Consider the following 19,451-nt stretch of genomic DNA (forward strand, 5'->3'; position numbering starts at 1 on the left):
GACTATTAGCTCGTTGGTAATAAATTCTGTTTAAAATCATTCAGTAAGTCTTGAACAAACTGAATGCGTTTACGTCGGTCCACCAATGGTACGCTAAACTTGAACTTAGTTGGACCTTCCATTGCAAATTTTTGCGGCTGTGATTGCAGCAGTTTAACTAAATACGCTGGATTTATGTCAGCATCAGGGTAAAACTCGATAAATCCACCTTTATCATGGGCTTCTATCTTTTTCGCTTTTAAACTACCAGCCGAAATTTTCAATTCTGAGACGGCAAGTAAGTTCTTTGTTGCGTCTGGAAGCAGACCAAAGCGATCAATCAGTTCCACTTTTAGCTCTGATAGTTCATCACTGCTTGTGACACTCGCAATGCGTTTGTACATCGACAGTCGTGTGTTTACATCCGGAATGTAATCATCTGGTAAGAGCGCTGGGATTCGCATTTCCACTTCAGTTTGCTCACGAAGCAGCTCATCCAAAGATGGCTCCTTGCCTTCTTTTAATGCTTGCACTGCTTGTTCCAGCATTTCCATATAAAGTGTAAAACCAACGGATTGAATTTGCCCACTTTGCTCATCACCAAGCAGCTCACCAGCACCACGGATTTCTAAATCGTGGGTTGCTAACGTAAAGCCAGCACCTAAGTCTTCCAGTGAAGCAATCGCATCAAGACGCTTGATGGCATCTTTGGTCATGGCTTTTGGATGTGGCGTTAATAAGTAAGCATAGGCCTGATGGTGTGAACGTCCAACACGGCCACGCAATTGATGCAACTGCGCCAAGCCAAGATTGTCCGCACGATCCATGATTATGGTATTTGCCGTTGGTACGTCGATACCGGTTTCGATGATGGTTGTACACACCAACACATTAAAGCGCTGATGGTAGAAGTCATTCATGATTCGCTCAAGTTCGCGCTCGCGCATTTGACCATGAGCCACGGTAATGCGTGCCTCTGGGATGAGTTTCTGTAAGTCTTCTGCCGTTTTTTCAATGGTTTCAACCTGATTGTGCAGGAAGTAAACCTGACCACCACGCATAATTTCACGCAGTACCGCTTCACGGACCACTGGCTCTTCTTTTTGTCGAACAAAGGTTTTAATGGCTAAACGGCGTGCAGGAGGTGTAGCGATGATCGACAGGTCTCGCATGCCACTCATTGCCATATTCAGTGTGCGTGGAATTGGTGTTGCGGTGAGGGTAAGAATGTCCACATCCGCACGCATTGCTTTGACCTTTTCTTTTTGACGAACCCCGAAGCGGTGTTCCTCATCAACGATCAACAAACCTAAATCTTTGAATTTAATGTCGCTCGAAAGCAGCTTATGCGTACCAACGACAATATCGACTTTACCATCGGCAACGTCTTGCAAAATGACTTTTTGTTCTTTGGCAGATTTAAAACGAGACAGTACTTCAACTCGGATTGGTAAGTTGGCAAAACGGTCACGGAAGTTTTCGAAATGCTGCTGAGCAAGCAAGGTTGTTGGTACGAGTACGGCGACCTGTTTACTATTATCCGTTGCGACAAATGCTGCGCGCATAGCGACTTCCGTTTTACCAAAGCCCACGTCACCACATACTAAGCGATCCATCGCTTTTGCCTGGCACATGTCTGACAATACGGCATTGATGGCCATCGCTTGGTCATCTGTTTCTTCAAACGGGAATGTTGCTTTAAATGTTGCGTATTGCCCACGATCTAGCTCAAATTTGAAGCCAGGTTTTAATTCTCGTTTAGCATACACATCCAGCAATTCTGCCGCGACATCACGCACTTTTTCTGCCGCTTTACGACGTGCTTTTGCCCACGCTTCACCACCTAATTTATGCAGTGGCGCACTCTCTTCAGCGCCGCCAGAATAACGGCTGATAAGATTCAGTGATGAAACTGGCACGTAGAGCTTGGCATCGTTTTGATACTCAAGGGTGACGTATTCCGTTTTCATACCACCGGCTTCAAGTGTTTGTAAACCGATATAGCGGCCAATACCGTGATCAATATGAACCACAGGTTGACCGGGTTTTAGTTCCGCAAGATGGCGAATAACGGTGTCACTGTTGACGGCTTTTTTATCTTTGCGGCGTCGCTGGATAACACGGTCACCGAGTAGATCACTTTCACAGATCAGAGCGAAGTTCAGCTCTTCGTGAATGAAACCATGCTCTGCTGCGCCTAAGACCAAGCTGAATCGATCACCCGAGTCTAGAGCTTGGTAAAGTGAGCCATGTACGACTGGCCGAACTTTGATGCCTTGCAACAGCTCCGTTAGTGCTTCACGACGACCTTCTGACTCTACCGAGAAAACGATTTTGCCGCTGAATTGCTCACTAAACTGACGAAGGCGCGAGAGCGGCTCTTTATTTTGTTGTTGAACGCCAAGCTCGGCTAACGATTGTACTGGTAGGTTTTGACGACCGGCACGCTTAACCACTTTATCTAGGCTCAATTGAGCGATAGGGAGCTGTTTTAGTTGACTGAAAAGTTCGTCTTTTTTCAACCAAAGCTGTTCAGGAGTCAAAAGAGGACGCAGCGGATCAACTTTTTTCTGGTCGTATCGATATTCGACATCGGTTAAGAAAGTATCGACCGCAGATTCGATATCACCATATGTGATGACTTGAGAGTCTTCTGGCAAATATTCAAATAAAGTCTCGGTATGGTCAAAAAACAGCGGCTGCCAATACTCAATACCAGCGGGCCACGTGCCTTTGGTCACTTGCATGTAGATTGATTCAGGCTCGCGGCGTGCGTCGAACTGGGTGCGCCAACGTGTACGGAAATCTTCAATCGCTTCTTTAGTGGTTGGGAACTCATGTGCAGGCAGCAATTGGATTTGCTGAATATCGTCGATAGAGCGTTGGTTCTCTGGATCAAACGTGCGAATGGTATCTATTTCATCATCAAAGAAGTCGATGCGGTACGGGTCATTGCTGCCCATAGGAAAGAGATCCAGAATAGACCCACGACTTGCATATTCACCTGGTCCAAAGACTTGATCTACATGGCGGTAGCCAGAATTTTCAAGTTGTACACGTAACTTCTCTAGCGAGAGCCGATCACCAGTTTTCACCATTAAAGTGTGTTGCAACAGAAAATCACGTGGCGATTGGCGTTGCAATACTGTACTGACCGGGACGATGGTTATGCCATCACGTTGACTTGGCAGTTGGTATAGGCGTGCGATACGTTCAGAGATGATTTCTTGATGCGGAGAAAAGTTATCGTAAGGCAGCGTTTCCCAGTCGGGGAACAGGCTTACCGTTTGGTCGGTGAATTGCTCAATCTCTGCCTGAAGCTTTAAAGCGATTTGCGGGTCAGGCACAACGAGTAGCGAGTGACTCGAATGCTGCTTGGCTAGCTCTGCAATGGCTAGAGGTAGAGCTGCGCCCGGCAAATTACCTAGCTGTTTTTTGTCGCCACGCTCTGAAGGGTTGGTGACGGAAAGAATCGTTGCTTTTGTCATAGGAATTATTTTTTATCTCGCTCCATCGAGCGCTGACGTAAAAGTTTTTGTTGTTGATACAGTGCCGCCTTTATCAGTAAATCTTGATCAGATTCTCGGAGCATCTTGTATCTAAGCGTGATAATGAAATCTTGCTCTGAAGCATCACATTCTTCTACTTGAGCGTAACAATAAATCGCCGCAGCAGGGTGATCGAGGAACAGTTTAACACGAACGAGTTGTTGAGTAGTTAACGCTGTATCTGAGCGGAAACTGAGTTGACTAGCACCAAACTGCGTCGTTTGATATCGAATGGAGGCGTCATCTTGTTGTGAAAGCATAAAGCTCAACAAGAGGTTAAGTTTCGCGTTTTGCGTATCAAGCAAGTTGATCACATGCTTTAACTCTTTGTTTTTCAGCTCTAGACGCGCGTTGTCTGCCAACATATCTAAGTGACTAAATTCACTGGCGACAATAAATGGTGCTGGAATTTCGGAGGCAAATGTTTCTTCATCTGGCAAAGCAAAGTCCGCACTCAACGTTTCGACGTTGATGGTGAGGTTATGATGGACGGTAAAGTATTCTTGCTCTGTCATATAGTCGATCCTTTTGCCAGTGAGCGCTCCCTGTTCACTCAACAAACAAAGAGAAATAGGGCACTGATTATCGCTAACTGAATGAAGTTATCAAGTTTAGCCGGTTTGTCCTTGAACTTTTTGCCCTAAATACAGACTTATTGCATGTCGTTGACAAATTTAGCGATTCTCTTGTCTTCTTAATGAGAAGAGTAAGGTAAGATAATCCGCTAAAGCTTTATATCAAAACAACCAGTTGGTTTGTCTTATATGTATCATCCTATCTCATTGTTTATTGGCTTAAGGTATCTTCGGGGACGCTCTGGAGATAGGTTCAGCCGATTTGTTTCTTATATGTCGACGGCGGGTATTACGATCGGTGTAATGGCGTTGGTGACGGTTCTTTCTGTGATGAACGGGTTTGAATCGCAGTTAAAAGAACGCATTTTAGGTGTGCTACCTCATGCCGTTGTTTCGCAACACGATGGAAAAACGCCTATGACCGAGTCTGCCCCTCCATTTGTTCAAGCGATGTCGAGTGAATCTCAGCCGGAACCTATCGTTAGAGGAGAGGCTGTTATTCAGAGTTCTGCACAGCTGACGGCTGGTTACCTCATCGGTATTGAACCTAAGAAAGGCGATCCGATTAGCAACCATTTGATTGCCGGACGATTATCGTCACTTCAAGCAGGTGACTACAATGTATTTTTGGGTCACAGTTTGGCGCGTTCACTAAAGGTCTCAATCGGGGATAAAGTGCGCTTGATGGTGACCAACGCAACGCAGTTTACCCCACTTGGCCGTATTCCTAGCCAGCGAAACTTTACTGTCTCAGGCATTTTCAATACGGGATCGGACGTTGATGGTCAATTAATGATTGTGAACATGACGGATGCATCTAAGCTGATGCGTTTCCCTAAAGACACGGTTTCTGGTTGGCGTGTCTTTTTCTCTGACCCATTTATGGTGACGGATTTTGCTGACCAACCCATGCCTGATGGATGGGAATGGAGTGATTGGCGCGAACAGCGTGGTGAGCTTTTCCAAGCGGTGAAAATGGAAAAGAACATGATGGGACTTATGCTAGGTCTAATTGTGGGTGTCGCTGCATTCAATATTATCTCCGCTTTAATCATGGTGGTAATGGAGAAGCAATCAGAAGTCGCAATATTGAAAACTCAAGGCATGACTCAATCTCAAGTGATGACCATTTTCATGGTGCAAGGTGCAAGCAGTGGTGTAATTGGCGCGATTGTTGGTGGCGCTGCGGGCGTGATCTTGTCACTTAATCTAAATGCGATTCTTGAATCTGCTGGTGTGGCGCTATTCAGCTTTGGTGGTCATCTACCCATCTTGATTGATTCACTGCAAATTCTTTTAGTGGTGGTATTGGCGATTGCTCTTAGCCTTGCTGCTACGCTTTATCCTTCTTATCGAGCATCTTCTGTTAAACCTGCTGAGGCACTTCGCTATGAATAAGCTATTAGAATGTCGTGATATTCGTAAAGTCTACCGAGAGGGTTCGTTAGATACGGAAGTGTTGAAAGGCGTAAGTTTCGATATCGACAAAGGGGAGTTGGTTTCTATTGTTGGCTCTTCTGGTTCGGGAAAAAGTACCTTATTGCATATTTTAGGTGCGTTAGATGACGCAACTCATGGTGAAGTTGATTTTCTAGGGCAAAACCTATCAGCTTTGAGCTCGAACAAACAGGCGGCATTACGCAACAAGCACCTTGGTTTTGTATACCAGTTTCATCACTTGTTGGCTGACTTTACTGCGCTTGAAAATGTGGCGATGCCACTGATGATTGGCGGTGCTAAAGTAGCGGATGCAAAACAGGCGGCTAAAGCGCTGTTAGATAAAGTTGGTTTGAGTCATCGGATGCAACATAGACCCTCCGAGTTATCGGGCGGTGAGCGTCAGCGTGTTGCGATTGCGCGTGCATTGGTGAATAAACCTGACCTGGTCTTGGCTGATGAACCTACGGGGAACTTAGATCACAATACGGCACTGTCTATCTATGATTTGATGCGCGAGCTCAATAAAGAGTCAAACATTGCATTTTTGGTTGTCACGCATGACAAAGAGCTGGCAGCAAAAATGGATCGTCAAATGCACATGCAAGATGGTTTGCTCGTAGATCGTTTTGTGACTGATACAGCATCTGCGGAGGGCTAGTTTTGTTTACCTCTTTAGCTTTGATGATTGGTGGTCGCTTCAGTCGAGCGAAAAAGCGCAACAAGATGGTGTCTTTCATATCGCTTTCTTCGACTATTGGTATTGCGGTTGGCGTTGCTGTGATCATTATCGGTTTGTCTGCAATGAATGGCTTTGAGCGCGAGCTGCAATCGCGTGTGTTGTCTGTGATCCCACACGGCGAGTTAGAAGGTGTTAATGGACCACTTCAGGACTACACCAAAACGATGAATCAAGCTCTAAAACATGAACATGTTGTTGCGGCAGCACCGTATGTTCGTTTTACGGGTTTGGCAGAAAAAGGCAGTAAGCTAAAAGCGATAGAAGTTCGTGGTGTAGAGCCTACTTTCGAGCAAGCGGTGTCGAGTTTGTCGAATTTTATTGACCAAGCTGCTTGGCAAAACTTTTATGCTGGTCAGCAGCAAGTGATCTTAGGCCGAGGTGTAGCAAACGAGCTAAATGTCGGCGTGGGGGATTATGTGACGTTAATGATTCCGCAAACAGGCGGCGCAAATAAAGTGCAGGCTCCTAAGCGTGTGCGCGTGAAGGTGTCAGGGTTCTTAACGTTGAATGGCCAAATCGACCACTCTCTAGCGTTAGTACCATTAGCTGATGCGCAGCAATACGCGAGGTTAGGGGAAGGGGTCACAGGCATTTCACTAAAAACTGACGATGTTCTCAATGCGCCTTCTATTGTTCGCGAGGTTGGTAGCATGGTTGATGTTTACGTGTATTTGAAAAGCTGGCAGCAAAAGTTTGGTTTTTTGTATCGCGATATTCAGCTCGTGCGCACCATTATGTACTTGGTGATGGTACTGGTGATTGGCGTGGCATGTTTTAATATTGTGTCTACGTTGATGATGGCAGTGAAAGACCGAGCGGCGGAAATTGCAATTTTGCGAACAATGGGAGCAAAAGATAGCCTAATCAAACGGATCTTTGTTTGGCAAGGTGTATTCTCTGGTGTATTTGGTAGTCTCGTCGGCAGTGTTATCGGTGTCTTAGTGGCGTTAAACCTGACTCCGTTAATTAAAGGGTTAGAGAGCTTAATTGGTCATCAGTTTTTATCGGGTGATATTTACTTCGTCGACTTCTTACCATCACAACTACACTGGCCAGATGTGGCATTGGTGTCAGTGACGGCGATAGTGCTTAGTTTACTTGCGACGTGGTATCCTGCTTCGCGTGCCGCAAGGTTGAATCCGGCGGCTGTACTGAGTTCTAAATAGCGGATTGTTTTACAATATGCGAAAAACAAAAAGGACCGAATTCGGTCCTTTTTTGTATTTATCCTACTTGAGTAACATCGCGTTTCATTCTAACTGTTAGATGCCCCTCAACTGATAGCTCAAATGCTGATTTTTACGCAGTAAGGTCTTATCTTATTTTACGTTTTTGCCAGCTCCGTACCACCGAGTAGCGCCAAAGCCCTCGAATTCCGAAGTAGCCAATAATCGCGGATACAACCCCACAAATTGCGCAGCCCAATAGAAATGGAGGTCCAATGGTGCTCATTTGCTGCATGATGAATTCCCACGATAGTTCAAAGTGAAAAGGTTGCGGGGGAAGACGCATCACTAGAGCACCTAGCTTGTACGCAAAGTAAAATAGCACAGGCATAGTGATAGGATTGCTGATCCATACCAAAGCGACGGAGAGGGGCAGATTGACACCCAACATAATGGCCAAACCAGCGGCCATGATCATTTGGCTCGGCAGCGGAACAAAAGCCATAAATAACCCGACAGCAAAAGCCCCTGATGCCGAGCGGCGGTTTAAGCACCACAAGTTCGGGTTGTACAACACATTGCCGAAGACCTTCAATGCTTTTTGGCGTTTGATCAATTCATGATCTGGCATGAAGCGTTTTATCAGCTTTCTAGGCATAGGACAGCATGACTCTCTCAGAAAAAAGTTGGACCTTGGCGTTATTTGTAGCGAGCGTAATCTCGTCGGCTTGGTGGCCGACAATACCAGATTGGCGTTGGTTGCTGCTGGGAATAATAACCACTGGCTCAATAATCAAATTACGTCGTGGCTTAATTAGCATAGGCGCAATTGCGGGCTTTATGGTTGTCATCGTCCACGGCAATGTATTGGAGTCTCAGAGACAAGCCCTTTTTCAAGCAGGGGAGAATATTACCATAATTGGTAAAGTTGACAGCCCTTTTACGCAAATAAGTCACGGTTATGAAGGTATTGTCGCTATAGAAGCGGTAAATTCTCAAACTCTGTTACCTTTTCTTAAACCTAAAATCCGTCTTATTACGCCTTTTCCACTCGATGTTAACAGTGAGTTTACGACATCCATCTCGTTAAAGCCGATTACAGGTCTACGCAACGAAGCTGGCTTTGATGCTGAAAAGCACGCGATGGGTAAAAATATTATCGCCCGAGCGGTTGTTAACAAAGATGCTAAGTGGATTGTTCGTTCTAATGTATCTCTGCGTCAATCCATTATTGCCGATGTCGCTGATGATGTGTCTTCCCTTCATCATTTCTCGTTAATAAGTGCGTTAGTTTTTGCTGACCGTTCTTGGTTGTCTAAGGAAGATTGGCAAGCGCTCAGGGACAGTGGTTTACTGCATTTGGTCTCCATTTCTGGTTTACATATTGGTATGGCGTTTACTTTTGGGCTAGTCGTGGGCGGTACCGTTCGTTATCTATTACCCCAATACCAGTTGTTACCTAGCTTATATGGGCTGATCTTCGCTGTTGCCTACGCTTGGTTAGCGGATTTCTCTCTGCCTACTACGCGAGCAGTGTCGGTATGCGTTGTTTACGTTCTCCTGAAGTATACTCTGGTGCACTGGACTTCTTGGCGAGTTCTTTTGCTTGCAGTATCTCTACAACTGCTTGTCCAACCTTTTGCATCCTACAGTATGAGCTTTTGGTTATCGTACCTCTCCGTTTGTGCGGTATTGTTCGCAATTAATTTGATTCGACATCAAAGGGGAGGTTGGAAAGCGCGATTAAAAGCGTTATTGCTTACTCAATTGATGTTGAGCGCTTTAATCGTACCTGTTAGTGGCCATTTCTTCTCCGGTTTTAGTTTGTCCTCAATAGCCTACAACTTGGTATTTATTCCTTGGTTCGGATTTATCGTTGTACCTTTGATGTTTCTAGCCCTGTTCTCATCTTTGTTTCTTGAAATGATAGCGAAGCCTCTGTGGCATTCGGTGGACTGGTCATTACAGCCATTGAGCACGTCAATACAGTACGCAATAGGTTCTTGGCAACCTATTAGCATGGAAATGACAATGCTGGTTATGGCGATAGTGGTTTGCTTAATATTTCAACGGTTCATGTCTCAGTACGCGTGGTATTTGTTACTCGGCATCGTTATTAGTATCAAGCTTGCATCGGAGTATGAACCGCATTGGCGTATCGATGTATTAGATGTAGGTCATGGCCTTGCAGTGGTTGTAGAAAAAGACGACAAGGTGTTGCTGTATGACACTGGTAAAGCATGGCAAAGCGGCAGTATCGCAGAGCAGGTCGTCACTCCGGTTTTGCATCAACGAGGTTATGAAAGCATAGATACACTGATTCTAAGCCATTTCGATAATGATCACGCAGGCGGCCGCTTTTTCATTGAAGATGCCTTTTCTCCACAGCGTAAACTTAGTAGTCAATTCTTTATCGGATATGAGCCTTGCACTAGAGGTGACCAATGGAAATGGCAAGGATTAAACATGGAAGTGCTCTGGCCTCCTGCACTTGTTCAACGTGCGTATAATCCGCACTCCTGTGTATTACGACTTACTGACCCTATTTCTAACTTTAGTATGCTTTTTACTGGTGATATTGAGGCCATTAGCGAGTGGATTTTGCTTAGAGAACCCGGAAAGTTACAAAGCGATGTGGTGCTAGTCCCTCACCACGGGAGTAAAAGTTCATCGAATCCTCGATTTATCGAGGCGGTGAGCCCGAGTGTGGCGGTTGCTTCTTTAGCAAAAAACAATCGATGGGGAATGCCAGCGGAAAGTGTCGTTGCTTCATACCGAAAGCTTGGCATTACTTGGCTTGATACTGGTGAGGGTGGTCAGGTAAGCTTCTTTATTCACCGTGATAATTGGCGCTCAGAAACCAAACGTAGCGATACATTTGAGCCTTGGTATAGGCAGATGCTGCGTAAGGGAGTAGAATGAGAGTCTTAATGTAAGAAAATAAAGCACTTCTATGTCGATAAATACTGATGAAACGACTTGGCAGACGTTTAAGCGTCTATGGCAATTTATTCGCCTTTATAAGTCAGGTCTTGTCGTTGCAGTCATTGCATTAGTTATTAATGCCATATCAGATACCTATATGATTTCCCTACTAAAACCACTACTCGATGAAGGTTTTGGGAACGCTGAATCTGATTTTTTACGCACGCTTCCATTGATTATTTTTGCCATGATGTTCATCCGTGGCATAAGTGGATTTGTCTCCACCTACTGTTTGAGCTGGGTATCTGGCAACGTAGTTATGCAAGTCCGTCGCATGGTGTTCAATCACTTTATGCACATGCCAGTGTCATACTTTGATAAGGAAAAGACGGGCAACTTATTGTCGCGTATAACCTACGACTCAGAGCAAGTATCAGCGGCAACTAGCCAAGCGTTGGTGAGCATTGTCCGTGAAGGTGCAAGTATCATTGGTCTGTTAGTTTTGATGTTTTACAACAGCTGGCAATTGTCGCTAGTGCTGTTTGCTGTTGCTCCCGTTGTGGCATGGGGTATTGGTGTTGTTTCTAAACGTTTTAGAAAAATATCCAAAAATATGCAGACCATGATGGGTAACGTAACTGCATCAGCAGAGCAGATGCTGAAAGGCCATAAAGTTGTGTTGAGCTATGGCGGCCAAGACATCGAACGTAAACGATTTGAAAAAGTCAGCAACCAAATGCGTCAACAAAGCATGAAGTTGGTGACGGCTCAAGCGGCGGCTAACCCTATCATCCAAATGATTGCATCACTTGCAATTGTTGCCGTTCTTTATTTAGCAAGTATTGATTCGATTAAAGAGCAACTGACTCCAGGTACATTTACTGTTGTGTTCTCTGCAATGTTTGGTCTGATGCGCCCACTTAAAGCGCTGACTAACGTTACTTCTCAGTTCCAACGTGGTATGGCCGCGAGCCAAACGCTCTTCGCGTTAATTGACCTCGAGCCTGAGAAAAACGAAGGTAAGTTGACAGTTGAACGCGCAAATGGCGATGTTTCAGTTAAAAACGTAAGCTTTACTTACACTGGTGCAGAAAAACCAGCATTGGAAAATGTCAGCTTCGATATTCCAAGAGGAAAAACGGTGGCGCTAGTTGGCCGTTCTGGCTCAGGTAAAAGTACCATCGCGAACTTGTTCAACCGCTTCTATGATGTTGACAGTGGTTCTATCACATTAGATGGGCATGATATTCGTGATTACGAGCTAAAGAATTTACGTCAGCAATTTGCACTAGTATCGCAAAATGTTCATTTGTTTAATGACACGATAGCAAACAATATTGCGTACGCAACGGATGGCCAATATGAGCGCAGTGATATCGAGAAAGCGGCAACACTCGCGCATGCGATGGAGTTCATCGGCAAAATGGATGATGGACTTGATACCATGATTGGTGAAAATGGTGCTAGCTTGTCTGGTGGTCAACGCCAACGTGTTGCGATTGCGCGAGCTCTATTGCGTGATGCTCCAGTGCTGATTCTTGATGAGGCAACTTCGGCTTTGGATACCGAATCCGAGCGAGCTATTCAAGCTGCACTTGATGAGCTGCAAAAAGACAAAACGGTACTTGTAATAGCGCACCGCTTATCCACAATCGAGAAAGCCGATGAAATTCTTGTGGTTGATGATGGTGCCATCATTGAACGTGGCAACCACGCTGAGCTTATTGAGAAAAATGGTGCGTATGCACAATTGCACCGTATTCAGTTTGGTGAATAAGCGCGGTGATTGAAAAAATCTGGTTTGAAAACCATCCAATAAAATACCTCTTGTGGCCGCTTTTGTGGCCACTGAGTTTATTATTTGGAGCGATAAGCAAGTCAAAGCGAAAGCAATACCAAACTGGCCGCAAGCAAGCTTATAATGCGCCTATACCTGTTGTTGTGGTTGGCAATATCACTGCTGGTGGCAATGGTAAAACACCAGTTGTTGTGTGGCTTGTTGAGCAACTACAGCAAATGGGCTTTAAGCCGGGGGTTGTTTCTCGTGGTTATGGGGCAAAGGCTCCTGCCTATCCGTTAGTGCTAAAAGAAGATACGCCAGCGAAGCATTGTGGCGATGAACCTAAGTTGATTCATCGCCGTACAGGAGCACCTGTTGCGGTAGATCCTGTGCGTTCAAATGCAGTGAAAGCACTGCTAGATTTGGATGTGGATATCATAATTACGGATGATGGATTACAACATTATGCGTTAGGCCGTGATATTGAGTTAGTGATTGTGGATGGGAATCGCCGGTTTGGGAATGAAAGCCTGATTCCATTAGGTCCTTTACGTGAAGGTATTGAGCGACTTAAAGAAGTCGACTTTATCATCACCAATGGCGGTCAAGCGCATACGGGCGAAATCGCAATGGCTTTAGCACCCTCTAAAGCTATTAATCTTAAGACTAAGCAACATGTGGATGTCTCGGAGTTGAAAGATCTCGTCGCATTTGCGGGCATTGGGCATCCTCCGCGTTTTTTTCATACACTAAACTCGATGAACGCAGATGTTAAAGTCACAAAAGGTTTTGCTGACCATCAAGACTTTGATCAACAAGAATTAGAAGCATTGGCTCAACAAGGGACCAATGTGATTATGACCGAGAAAGATGCCGTCAAGTGCAGCCATTATGCGCAAGATAATTGGTGGTATCTGCCTGTATCTGCCCAGTTTGAATCAAACGATGCAGAGCAAATTTTAAATAGAATAAAAGAGGTTAAAGCGGCTTATGGATCACCGTCTACTTGAGATTGTAGCTTGCCCTGTTTGCAAAGGTAAGCTGACGTACGATAAAGATAATCAAGAGTTGATCTGCAAATTGGATCGCCTTGCTTACCCGATCAAAGAGGGTATTCCAGTTCTGCTAGAGCCTGAAGCTCGCACTATGAGCATGGATGAGGGACGCTAATGTCTTTTACGGTTGTCATCCCTTCGCGCTACGCATCGAGCCGTTTGCCTGGTAAACCGCTAGCGGATATTGGTGGTAAGCCTATGGTTCAGTGGGTTTATGAACAAGCGCTACAAGCGGGTGCGGAAGATGTCATCGTTGCAACTGATGACGAGCGTGTTGCGAAAGCGGTTTCGTCATTTGGTGGTAAAGTTTGTATGACCTCTCCCCACCACGAATCAGGTACGGAGCGTCTTGCAGAAGTTGTTGAAAAAATGGCTATTCCGTCAGACCACATTATTGTTAATGTGCAAGGGGATGAGCCTTTGATTCCGCCGTCCATCATTCGTCAGGTTGCTGATAACTTATCTGGGTGTGAAGCCCCGATGGCGACGTTAGCTGTAGAAATAGACTCGGAAGAGGAAGTGTTCAACCCGAACGCTGTTAAAGTTGTCGCAGATGAGCAAGGCTATGCGTTGTACTTTAGTCGAGCAACCATCCCTTGGGATCGCGATAACTTTGCTAAACAAGACAAAACCATTGCCAACCCATTAATGCGTCATATTGGTATTTATGCTTATCGAGCTGGTTTCATTAATACGTATGTCAATTGGGCACCAAGTGCATTAGAGCAGATTGAGTGTCTTGAGCAACTGCGAGTGCTTTGGTACGGTGAAAAAATTCATGTGGCGGTAGCGAAAGAAGCACCAGCGGCAGGGGTTGATACGCCCGAAGACCTAGAAGCCGTGCGCGCGATTGTTGCAAAGCAAGCGTAACAAATGCTCAGATAGATTTAAGAATAAACAAGGCTCCTGAATTAGGAGCCTTTTTGTTTTACTTGTATCGAGGTATTAGTTAAATGTTAGTGTCGTATTGGTTCCGTTTAGGGCAGGTCGCTAAGACCTCTCGGTGACCGGTGTCTTTCACTTCTTGGAGAATGACATCAAAGCCCCATAATCGATACACGTGCTTTAGAACTTCTTCGTAACTATCATCAAGTGGGATGCGGTTGTGAGGAACGTACTGCAACGTAAGCGATCGATCACCACGGACATCGACATTAAACACCTGAATGTTTGGCTCAAGATTAGATAAGTTGTACTGAGCGGCTAGGGTTTCTCTAATGCGTTTATAACCCATCTCATCGTGTATCGCAGCGACTTCAATAAAGTTCTTATGATCATCATCGTTGATCGCAAACAACTTGAAATCACGCATTAATTTCGGAGAAAGGTATTGGCTAATAAAGCTTTCATCTTTGAAATTATGCATCGCGAAATGCACTGCATCTAACCAGTCGGTTCCTGCTAGGTCTGGAAACCACTCTTTGTCCTCATCAGTTGGTTCTTCACAGATACGCTTAATATCTCGGAACATGGCAAAGCCTAACGCGTAGGGGTTAATGCCATTAAAGTAAGGACTGTTATAAGGCGGCTGAGCCACGACACTGGTGTGGCTATGTAAGAACTCTAGAATGAATTTTTCAGACACCAAGCCCTCATCATAAAGATGGTTGAGTATGGTGTAGTGCCAGAACGTTGCCCAGCCCTCATTCATGACTTGCGTTTGTTTTTGCGGATAAAAATACTGACTGATCTTACGGACGATCCGAACAACTTCACGTTGCCACGGCTCTAGCAACGGCGCATGTTTTTCGAAGAAGTAGAGCAAGTTTTCCTGAGGCTCGCTTGGGAATCGCTCTTTAATGTCTTCCTCTTTCGTCTTGGCTGTCGGTACGGTGCGCCAAAGCTCATTAACTTGAGATTGTAGGTATGCTTCGCGTTCTTCTTGTCTTGCTTTTTCCTCTGTAATTGAGATTTTCTCTGGACGCTTGTAGCGGTCTACACCAAAGTTCATTAACGCATGACAAGAGTCGAGCAGCTTTTCCACTTCTTTTACGCCATACCGTTCTTCACACTCGGCTAAATACTTTTTCGCGAACAGCAGATAGTCGATAATAGAGCTGGCGTCAGTCCACGTTTGGAATAGGTAATTACCTTTGAAAAAAGAGTTATGGCCGTAACACGCGTGCGCTATCACGAGTGCTTGCATTGTTACCGTATTTTCTTCCATCAAATAAGCAATACAAGGGTCGGAGTTAATCACAATCTCGTAGGCTAACCCCATTTGACCATGTTTATAGTTCTGCTCTGTTTGAATGAATTTTTTACCAAATGACCAGTGGTTGTAATTGATTGGCATGCCGATACTTGAATAGGCATCCATCATCTGCTCTGAAGTAATCACTTCTATTTGGTTAGGGTAAGTGTCTAGGCGATAATGCTCCGCGACACGCTTAATTTCTTTGTGGTACCGCTCTAACAGCTCAAATGTCCAATCTGGTCCATCTGGCAACACTTTACTGTTACGCTTCTTAGGCGCCTCTCCTGAGAGGTTTCTCGTTGCGGTATTCATCGCTAGCCTCCTTACGCCGTTTCTTTTTGGAATAGTTCACGAAAGACTGGGAAAATATCCTCCACAGAGCGAATGTTTTTCATTGCGAAATTAGGAAACTCTTCAGTGAGTTTTTCGTACTCATGCCATAGAGTTTGGTGCGAGCGCCGCGTGATCTCTATGTAAGAGTAGTACTGACAGTTTGGAAGTAATTTGTTCACTAACAGATCCCGGCATCTTGGCGAATCATCTGCCCAGTTGTCACCGTCGGATGCTTGAGCTGCATATATGTTCCACTGACCAATCGGGTATCGCTCTTTTACTATTTCATCCATTAACTTGAGCGCGCTAGATACAATGGTACCCCCGGTTTCTTGTGAGTAGAAAAATTCGTGCTCGTCCACTTCCTTCGCTTGGGTATGGTGGCGGATAAAGACGACTTCGACATTCTCGTAGGTACGAGTTAAGAACAAGTACAAAAGAACATAGAAGCGTTTTGCGATGTCTTTCGTTGCCTGGTCCATCGAACCGGATACGTCCATTAGACAGAACATGACCGCTTGGCTCGATGGTACCGGGCGTTTCTCATAGTTCTTGAAGCGTAAGTCGAAGGTATCGATGAAAGGCACGCTTTCGATTTTCTTGCGCAGTTCTTCAATTTCAGCCTTCAAGCGGTTCTCTTCAAACTGCTGAGCAGGTTCAATATTTTTGATGCGAGCAAGTTCGTCTTCTAACTCTTTAAGAAGTCGTTTCTTACCAGCAGTCATTGCAGTACGGCGCGCAAGAGATTGTTGCAGAGAACGTACTACGGCGATATTGGAAGGGATACCGGCAGTTTGAAAGCCTGCACGGTGTGTTTTCCATTCAGTGATTTTGGCAATTTGGTTTTTTTCTAGATTAGGCAGCTCGAGATCTTCGAACAAAATATCGAGGTACTCATCTTTTGATATTTGGAATACAAATTCGTCTTGGCCTTCTCCATCTGGACTGGCGTTCCCTTCTCCTGAGCCGCTACCCTGACCGCCACCTTTGGGACGCTCAATTTTATCACCAGTAATGAATTGGTCGTTACCGGGATGAACTCGTTCGCGAACACCACCTTTGCCTTGATGAAATATAGGCTCGTTGATGTCTTTGTGAGGGATAGAGACGTCTTCGCCCGTTTCCGTATTCGTAATCGAGCGTCGATTCACTGCGTCTGCTACCGACTCTTTTATTTGCTCTTTGTGGCGCTTCAAGAAGCGCTGTCGATTAACAGCGCTCTTGTTCTTGCCATTGAGCCTTCGGTCTATAAATTGCGCCATGAAATAGCCCTCTTCATGTTTCACAAGCGACCTAACTCAATACTGGGTTAGGATGACTTACGTACTCGTAGGTACCACTCAGAAAGTAGGCGAACCTGTTTCTCGGTATAGCCTTTTTCCATCATGCGAGCGACAAAGTCGTCGTGCTTCTTCTGATCTTCAGAAGAGGTTTTCGCATTAAATGAGATAACCGGAAGTAGCTCTTCGGTATTGGAGAACATTTTCTTCTCGATTACTGTGCGCAGTTTTTCGTAGCTGGTCCAAACCGGGTTTTGACCATTGTTATTCGCTTTCGCACGAAGCACAAAGTTAACGATTTCGTTTCGGAAATCTTTCGGGTTAGAAATACCAGCTGTTTTTTCGATCTTCTCTAGCTCAGCATTCAGTGAAGAGCGATCAAATAGCTGACCAGTTTCTGGATCTCGGTACTCTTGGTCTTGAATCCAGAAGTCTGCATAGGTGACATATCGATCGAAGATGTTTTGGCCGTATTCAGAGTAAGACTCAAGATAAGCGGTCTGAATCTCTTTACCGATAAATTCAACGTATCGAGGCACTAGGTAGCCTTTCAAGAACTCGAGATATTTCTCTGCTGTTTCAGCAGGGAACTGTTCGCGCTCAACCTGTTGTTCAATCACATAGAATAGATGTACAGGGTTGGCTGCCACTTCGGTTTGGTCGAAGTTAAATACGCGTGACAAAATCTTAAAGGCAAAACGTGTTGAGAGACCGTTCATACCTTCATCGACACCAGCATAATCACGATACTCTTGATAGCTTTTTGCCTTTGGATCCGTATCTTTCAGCGTTTCACCGTCGTATACGCGCATCTTAGAGAAGATGGACGAGTTCTCGGGCTCTTTAAGCCGAGAAAGAATACTGAATTGTGCCAGAGTCTCGAGCGTGCTTGGTGAACAAGGGGCTTGAGACAACTCACTGTTTTCAAGAAGTTTTTGGTAGATTTTGACTTCTTCTGAAACACGTAGACAGTAAGGTACCTTCACAATATAAACACGGTCCAAGAACGCTTCATTGTTCTTGTTGTTACGGAAGGTCTGCCACTCAGATTCGTTTGAGTGAGCCAGAATCATACCGTCGAATGGAATCGCAGAAAGGCCTTCTGTACCGTTGAAGTTGCCTTCTTGCGTTGCTGTTAACAGCGGGTGAAGCACTTTGATTGGTGCTTTGAACATCTCAACGAATTCCATTAAACCTTGGTTTGCTTTACACAGCGCACCGGAGTAGCTGTAAGCGTCTGGATCGTCTTGCGAATAGTGTTCAAGCTTACGAATATCGACTTTACCAACCAATGATGAGATATCTTGGTTGTTTTCATCGCCTGGTTCAGTTTTGGCAATACCGATTTGGTCAAGGATAGAAGGGCGTACTTTCACTACTTTAAATTTGGTGATATCACCACCAAACTCGTGAAGACGTTTAGCGGCCCAAGGAGACATTATCGAGCGAAGATAACGGTGCTCGATGCCATATTCTTTTTTCAAAATATCGCCATCTTCTGTGGCTTTGAATAGGCAGAATGGATGGTCATTCACTGGGCTGCGTTCGCCGTTAGCAGTAAGAACATAAATAGGCATCTGTTCCATCAGAGCCTTAAGCTTTTCTGCAAGCGAAGACTTACCGCCACCTACAGGGCCGAGTAGGTAAAGAATCTGCTTACGCTCTTCTAGGCCTTGCGCCGCATGTTTTAGGTAAGACACAATTTGTTCTATGGCATCTTCCATGCCATAAAAGTCTTTAAAGGTTTCATAACGAGAGATAACACGATTCGAGAAGATTCGGCTTAGTCTCGGATCCTTTGCCGTATCGATTATCTCTGGTTCACCAATCGCCATCAGTAGGCGTTCTGCTGCATTAGCATAAGCGCTTTTGTCATCTTTACACAGGGCTAAAAACTCCTGTAACGACATCTCTTCATCTTTTGCAGCTTCATATCTTGATTGATAGTGGTCGAAAATACTCATGTCGCTTTCCCCTTTAATAGTCAGTCTACCGACGAACGTTGATTCAGGCTTTCCACCAACAGTTATGCTCGTTGTTGTTTGAATATACGTCCTGTTATCACATTTGGTTCGTACAGAATGTAAGATTGGCGACACCAAAGACTTTGCTTTATGGACGGTTTTTTCGTTACAACGGTGAGCGGTGGATATGAATTTTTCAATCACAGCCTTTCTCTACTTAAGCCTAGTCGGGGATTTGCAATTTTGCTTAACAATTATGAATTTATTGTAAAAGTGACATTTGAATCACTCTTTTATTAAGGACGAATTTATGTCGTGAATAGGTGCAATAGAAATCAAATATTTGGCAAAGACAGAAGAGTCTCAGTGATTCGTTGTTCTACATTGAGCAAGGTAAGTGAAAGAGGTAGGAAGAGAGCAAAGTCTTAGATAAGTTTGTGACAGGGTAAATAACAAGGAGAGCGGGCGCT

The 19,451-nt window shown here is 44.9% G+C and carries 14 protein-coding genes; 8 read left to right on the forward strand and 6 right to left on the reverse strand.

Annotated elements, in window-relative coordinates; genetic code table 11:
* Positions 1 to 5: 5 nt before the first annotated feature.
* Together mfd and R7M92_RS05785 are read right to left on the reverse strand one after the other, a co-directional pair.
* On the reverse strand, positions 6 to 3,467 hold the full coding sequence (gene mfd, locus R7M92_RS05780; protein ID WP_054576370.1) for a transcription-repair coupling factor: 3,462 nt from the start codon (positions 3,465 to 3,467) through the stop codon (positions 6 to 8).
* Positions 3,468 to 3,472: 5 nt separating this feature from the next.
* Entirely contained in the window at positions 3,473 to 4,042 is a 570-nt protein-coding gene (locus tag R7M92_RS05785) for a hypothetical protein (RefSeq protein ID WP_017634743.1), read from the reverse strand.
* 249 nt (positions 4,043 to 4,291) lie between these two features.
* Between R7M92_RS05785 and lolC the strand changes: the two genes are divergently transcribed.
* Genes lolC through lolE form a run of 3 tightly spaced genes read left to right on the forward strand, consistent with a single transcriptional unit; the run spans position 4,292 to position 7,447 of the window.
* Positions 4,292 to 5,500 (forward strand): lipoprotein-releasing ABC transporter permease subunit LolC, encoded by a 1,209-nt coding sequence (gene lolC, locus R7M92_RS05790; RefSeq protein ID WP_031778997.1) that lies wholly within the window; start codon positions 4,292 to 4,294, stop codon positions 5,498 to 5,500.
* Positions 5,493 to 6,200 (forward strand): lipoprotein-releasing ABC transporter ATP-binding protein LolD, encoded by a 708-nt coding sequence (gene lolD / locus R7M92_RS05795; RefSeq protein ID WP_005378457.1) that lies wholly within the window; start codon positions 5,493 to 5,495, stop codon positions 6,198 to 6,200. Before lolC ends, lolD begins: the two co-directional genes overlap by 8 nt.
* Positions 6,201 to 6,202: 2 nt before the next feature.
* A complete protein-coding gene (lolE, locus tag R7M92_RS05800) occupies positions 6,203 to 7,447 on the forward strand; it encodes a lipoprotein-releasing ABC transporter permease subunit LolE (protein WP_186584400.1) in 1,245 nt (414 codons plus the stop codon).
* 148 nt (positions 7,448 to 7,595) lie between these two features.
* On the opposite strand, the gene R7M92_RS05805 is transcribed toward lolE, so the two are convergent.
* On the reverse strand, positions 7,596 to 8,105 hold the full coding sequence (locus R7M92_RS05805) for a DUF2062 domain-containing protein (RefSeq protein WP_005387834.1): 510 nt from the start codon (positions 8,103 to 8,105) through the stop codon (positions 7,596 to 7,598).
* A gap of 8 nt (positions 8,106 to 8,113) precedes the next feature.
* Here R7M92_RS05805 and R7M92_RS05810 point away from each other — a divergent pair, with 8 nt between their 5' ends.
* Genes R7M92_RS05810 through kdsB form a run of 5 tightly spaced genes read left to right on the forward strand, consistent with a single transcriptional unit; the run spans position 8,114 to position 14,077 of the window.
* Positions 8,114 to 10,369 (forward strand): DNA internalization-related competence protein ComEC/Rec2, encoded by a 2,256-nt coding sequence (locus tag R7M92_RS05810; RefSeq protein WP_262607024.1) that lies wholly within the window; start codon positions 8,114 to 8,116, stop codon positions 10,367 to 10,369.
* Positions 10,370 to 10,400: 31 nt separating this feature from the next.
* Complete coding sequence (msbA, locus tag R7M92_RS05815; protein WP_042522131.1) at positions 10,401 to 12,149, forward strand: lipid A ABC transporter ATP-binding protein/permease MsbA; 1,749 nt, start codon at positions 10,401 to 10,403, stop codon at positions 12,147 to 12,149.
* Positions 12,150 to 12,154: 5 nt separating this feature from the next.
* Positions 12,155 to 13,162: a tetraacyldisaccharide 4'-kinase gene (gene lpxK / locus R7M92_RS05820; protein ID WP_053303249.1), complete on the forward strand. Its 1,008-nt coding sequence runs from the start codon at positions 12,155 to 12,157 to the stop codon at positions 13,160 to 13,162.
* The gene (locus R7M92_RS05825; protein WP_005378451.1) at positions 13,143 to 13,322 is read left to right on the forward strand and encodes a Trm112 family protein; all 180 of its coding nucleotides are present in this window, start codon (positions 13,143 to 13,145) and stop codon (positions 13,320 to 13,322) included. Before lpxK ends, R7M92_RS05825 begins: the two co-directional genes overlap by 20 nt.
* Positions 13,322 to 14,077, forward strand: a complete 756-nt coding sequence (gene kdsB / locus R7M92_RS05830; RefSeq protein ID WP_005378450.1) for a 3-deoxy-manno-octulosonate cytidylyltransferase — start codon at positions 13,322 to 13,324, stop codon at positions 14,075 to 14,077. The genes R7M92_RS05825 and kdsB overlap by 1 nt, the downstream gene beginning before the upstream one ends.
* A 79-nt stretch (positions 14,078 to 14,156) precedes the next feature.
* On the opposite strand, the gene R7M92_RS05835 is transcribed toward kdsB, so the two are convergent.
* The 3 genes from R7M92_RS05835 to R7M92_RS05845 are packed head-to-tail and all read right to left on the reverse strand — an operon-like array spanning position 14,157 to position 18,981.
* Positions 14,157 to 15,716 carry a SpoVR family protein gene (locus tag R7M92_RS05835; RefSeq protein WP_005378449.1) on the reverse strand — a complete coding sequence of 520 codons (1,560 nt, stop codon included), beginning with the start codon at positions 15,714 to 15,716 and terminating at the stop codon, positions 14,157 to 14,159.
* A gap of 11 nt (positions 15,717 to 15,727) precedes the next feature.
* Positions 15,728 to 16,999 (reverse strand): YeaH/YhbH family protein, encoded by a 1,272-nt coding sequence (locus tag R7M92_RS05840; protein WP_005378448.1) that lies wholly within the window; start codon positions 16,997 to 16,999, stop codon positions 15,728 to 15,730.
* 47 nt (positions 17,000 to 17,046) lie between these two features.
* Positions 17,047 to 18,981, reverse strand: a complete 1,935-nt coding sequence (locus R7M92_RS05845; RefSeq protein WP_005378447.1) for a PrkA family serine protein kinase — start codon at positions 18,979 to 18,981, stop codon at positions 17,047 to 17,049.
* Positions 18,982 to 19,451: the final 470 nt, after the last annotated feature.

This window comes from Vibrio sp. Vb2880, assembly GCF_033337975.1.
Lineage (GTDB): Bacteria > Pseudomonadota > Gammaproteobacteria > Enterobacterales > Vibrionaceae > Vibrio > Vibrio alginolyticus.